Annotated in this window: 4 protein-coding genes; all 4 read left to right on the plus strand. The window is 44.1% G+C overall.

The genetic code is table 11. From position 1 onward, the window contains the following. Nucleotides 1-267 precede the first annotated feature (267 nt). Nucleotides 268-492 (plus strand): Calvin cycle protein CP12, encoded by a 225-nt coding sequence (locus ACTIE0_RS13235; RefSeq protein ID WP_006668828.1) that lies wholly within the window; start codon nt 268-270, stop codon nt 490-492. 216 nt (nt 493-708) lie between these two features. Further along, entirely contained in the window at nt 709-1,275 is a 567-nt protein-coding gene (locus tag ACTIE0_RS13240) for a DUF3177 family protein (protein ID WP_111891902.1), read from the plus strand. A gap of 4 nt (nt 1,276-1,279) precedes the next feature. Continuing rightward, nucleotides 1,280-1,552, plus strand: coding sequence for a DUF7734 family protein (locus ACTIE0_RS13245; RefSeq protein WP_006621822.1), 273 nt, complete (start codon nt 1,280-1,282; stop codon nt 1,550-1,552). 78 nt (nt 1,553-1,630) lie between these two features. Next, nucleotides 1,631-2,995: a hypothetical protein gene (locus tag ACTIE0_RS13250; protein WP_439516916.1), complete on the plus strand. Its 1,365-nt coding sequence runs from the start codon at nt 1,631-1,633 to the stop codon at nt 2,993-2,995. The last annotated feature ends 70 nt before the right edge of the window (nt 2,996-3,065 follow it).

The following is a 3,065-nucleotide window of genomic DNA, read 5'->3' on the forward strand; positions in this document are numbered from 1 at the left end:
CAGTTAAGGCTATAGCTGGTCAGCTACCTGAAAGGGGGGCACGAAGCCCCCGTGCTTCAGCCGGGGGTGCTGACTTGATTTATGGTGGGTTACGAGAAATATTAAAAGATTACTTCCGATTTTGGGTTGACGCTTTCGAGTGATCTATTACAAACTATGGGCAGCCTAAATCGATCTGATGTAGGGAACTATCTCAATGATTGCCTGCTATGATAGTTGATTGGGTCAGGCTTTTGGTAAAATTTGTAAGATTGGACAAGAGGTTATATGAACAACAACATTGACGAAATCATCGAAAAAGAACGGGAAGAAGCCCGTATCATCTGTGATATCAAAGGCGGAACCTCCCCAGAGTGTGCCGCGGCTTGGGATGCTGTAGAAGAAGTTCAGGCGGAGTCGGCTCATAAAAAGCAAAAACCCAAGAAAAGCTCTTTTGAGGTTTATTGTGACAATAACCCAGAAGCCGCAGAGTGCCGGCTTTACGACGATTAACTGCCCCTGGTTTACCTAACTCCCCTAGCCTTGGCTAAATCGCCATGCTAGGGGGCATCCTTGACCCATAATGGGTCATATTTTTTCGGTTTTGGGAAAACTGACCGAAATTGTCTTGGGTCGCTCCTGCACTGTCTCAGCACTCTCTATCAAAATATAATGTTAAACCCCATATCCATAGCTGCTACTCCGTCAAGTCTGGAGACTTGGGTTTGGATGGATTACAGACTCGCAGTTATATTTACGATTATCCTTCCCCTAATTTTACTGATTTGGGCTCTGGTGGAAAAGCTGGAAGCTATTACTCACCTGTTGATTATCTATTGGCGGGTCGCTAGTCTGTTGATGATTACCCTTTATCTGATGATCGCCGCTATCCCCATAGGTTTTATTTGTGCGATCGCTTCTCGTATCCTCATTCCAATTAGTTTATGGTTTTGGGTCGATCTCAATGAGGAAATCGAGGATATGCAGCCTTCCCCCTTAAAATTGACCCTCACCAGTTGGCGATGGGCTATTACTGTTTATAATGCGATCGGGGCCTTGATTTTTCTCCCTTCCCTCCGATGTGCTTTTTTAGGCGCTGAGGATTTATTGGCTGACCCCGGCTGTAGAATTTGGCTTGACCCCCCTTGGATGTATAAAGAGATTTTTCATCCCGGTTGGAATCCCCCATTTTTGGGCTTTTTGGCAATTGTCGGCCTCTTAATTTATGTCGGATGTTTTGCCTATTTTGTTGTCATTCGTCTCGGAAGACAGGGACGTTCTGCTACCGGAAATTAATCTGATGCAAGATACCTTAGAAAATTACACCAAAAAACATCCTGGGGAAGTTTTGCTCGTGCGGGTCTCAGTTGACGGCGAATTAGATGAGATTGCCATTTTTAAGGGTTTTTCTAGTTCTCTCATGCGACCTACTGCTTTTGACCCGGATATTCCCGTTTTACCTGACCATGCCGAAATTTTGGAGATAGATCGCCTCGTCAGTCCCTATGACCCCGCCAACCCTAAATATATTCAACGAGGATTGACTTGGGATACAATGCAAAGCCTACTCTAACCACTTTTTCCCACTTCCATGATCACCCCGCACCATCACCTTGTTATCATTGGATGATCGAGCAGGCAATCAGGGGCTATGCAAAATCAACCTTCCATTAAACAAGCTAGGCTGGGTGATCCGGAGGCGATCGCATCCGTAATTCAACACATCCTCCCCCTTGAGGATACCACCGTTTACACCCAGCTCAAAAATGATTATCTCGAAATCACCCTAGAATCTCCAGAACTTCCTCCTCAGGATTATTCCGTTGATTTAGTTAAACAAATTGTTAGTCAAATTCAGCCTCAGCATATTACCAACATTGTCGTTCAAGGTCGAGAATTAGGGCAATTTAACCCCGCATGGACTCAATGTATTGACATCACTCAAACCCCCCCTCATAAACCACCCAAGCTATCAGCATATCGCTTTCAATGGCCGCGATGGTTCCCTTATCCTAGTTCCTGGTTAAGGGCAACTTGCTTATTTTTATGGGCTTTTATTGTCTTGACTATTTTCGCGCGATGGGGGGGCTTTTGGAGTTCTTTTATCTATGACATATCAAATAATCATCACCTAGCATTGTTGATTTTAGCCATTAGCTTAATTGCAGCAATTGCCGTTTTTTCCTATAGCCATCATTTCATAACATCCGCTTTTAAAAAACCTCGAAAATTCTCCAAATATCCCGGTTCACAGAGTATTTGGGAAGGCATACTAGCTGTAATTGTCTTATTGATAGCTAGATTAATCTTTCTGATAGTTGTTGTGCCTTTTTATCCTGGCTGTTCCATATACAGCTCTTATTGTCATGTAAGATATTGGGAATCAGCCGAATTGGTAGTTAGTTCAGGTATGTTAGTTTCCTTTATTTCAACCCTGTATTTATATCAGGCGGAATTCTTAATCAGAAAGCACATTTCTCGCCAACAAATCTTAAAATTTGCCTCCATTGCCGCCGTTTCATGTATCATTATGATTAGCTTGCCCATAGGTTATAGGAACTTGGCATACATCAAAGGTATAGTGACCGATATTGTCGCCAATTCCCAAAGTCTAATCGCTACCACAACCCAACCAGCAGCAGAACCCCTAATTAATTCCGAACCCGCACTACAAGTAGAGATAGACCCACCCACAGAACCCGCACCACAAGTAGAGATAGACCCACCCACAGAACCCGCACCACAAGCAGAGATAGACCCACCCACAGAACCCCTAGTTAATTCAGATCCTTTTGGTGAAGCCGTCCGCAAAGCCATAGAAGCAGCCAATTTAACCCAAACTGCTCAATCAAAACAGGACTGGGAAACCATAGCGCGAAATTGGCAGCTCGCCAGCCAACTCATGCAGGAAGTCTCCTTTGATGACCCTAATTATCTAACTGCTCAAGATCGGGCTGTTCTCTATTACAATAACTACAATTACAGCCGGACTATGGCCACTAAAGCCACCAATTAATAAACTCTTTAACTACCCTCTCCCCGTATTATCATGTAGGGGCGGGTTCCGCTGTCAATTATACTTCCCA

Source organism: Limnospira sp. (assembly GCF_051859755.1).
GTDB lineage: Bacteria > Cyanobacteriota > Cyanobacteriia > Cyanobacteriales > Microcoleaceae > Limnospira > Limnospira fusiformis.

What these genes read in the sequence shown, in the direction of transcription:
- ACTIE0_RS13250 (WP_439516916.1), top strand. Translation starts at nt 1,631, where the DNA reads ATGCAAAATCAACCTTCCATTAAACAAGCTAGGCTGGGTGATCCGGAG.
- ACTIE0_RS13245 (WP_006621822.1), top strand. Translation starts at nt 1,280, where the DNA reads ATGCAAGATACCTTAGAAAATTACACCAAAAAACATCCTGGGGAAGTT.
- ACTIE0_RS13235 (WP_006668828.1), top strand. Translation starts at nt 268, where the DNA reads ATGAACAACAACATTGACGAAATCATCGAAAAAGAACGGGAAGAAGCC.
- ACTIE0_RS13240 (WP_111891902.1), top strand. Translation starts at nt 709, where the DNA reads ATGGATTACAGACTCGCAGTTATATTTACGATTATCCTTCCCCTAATT.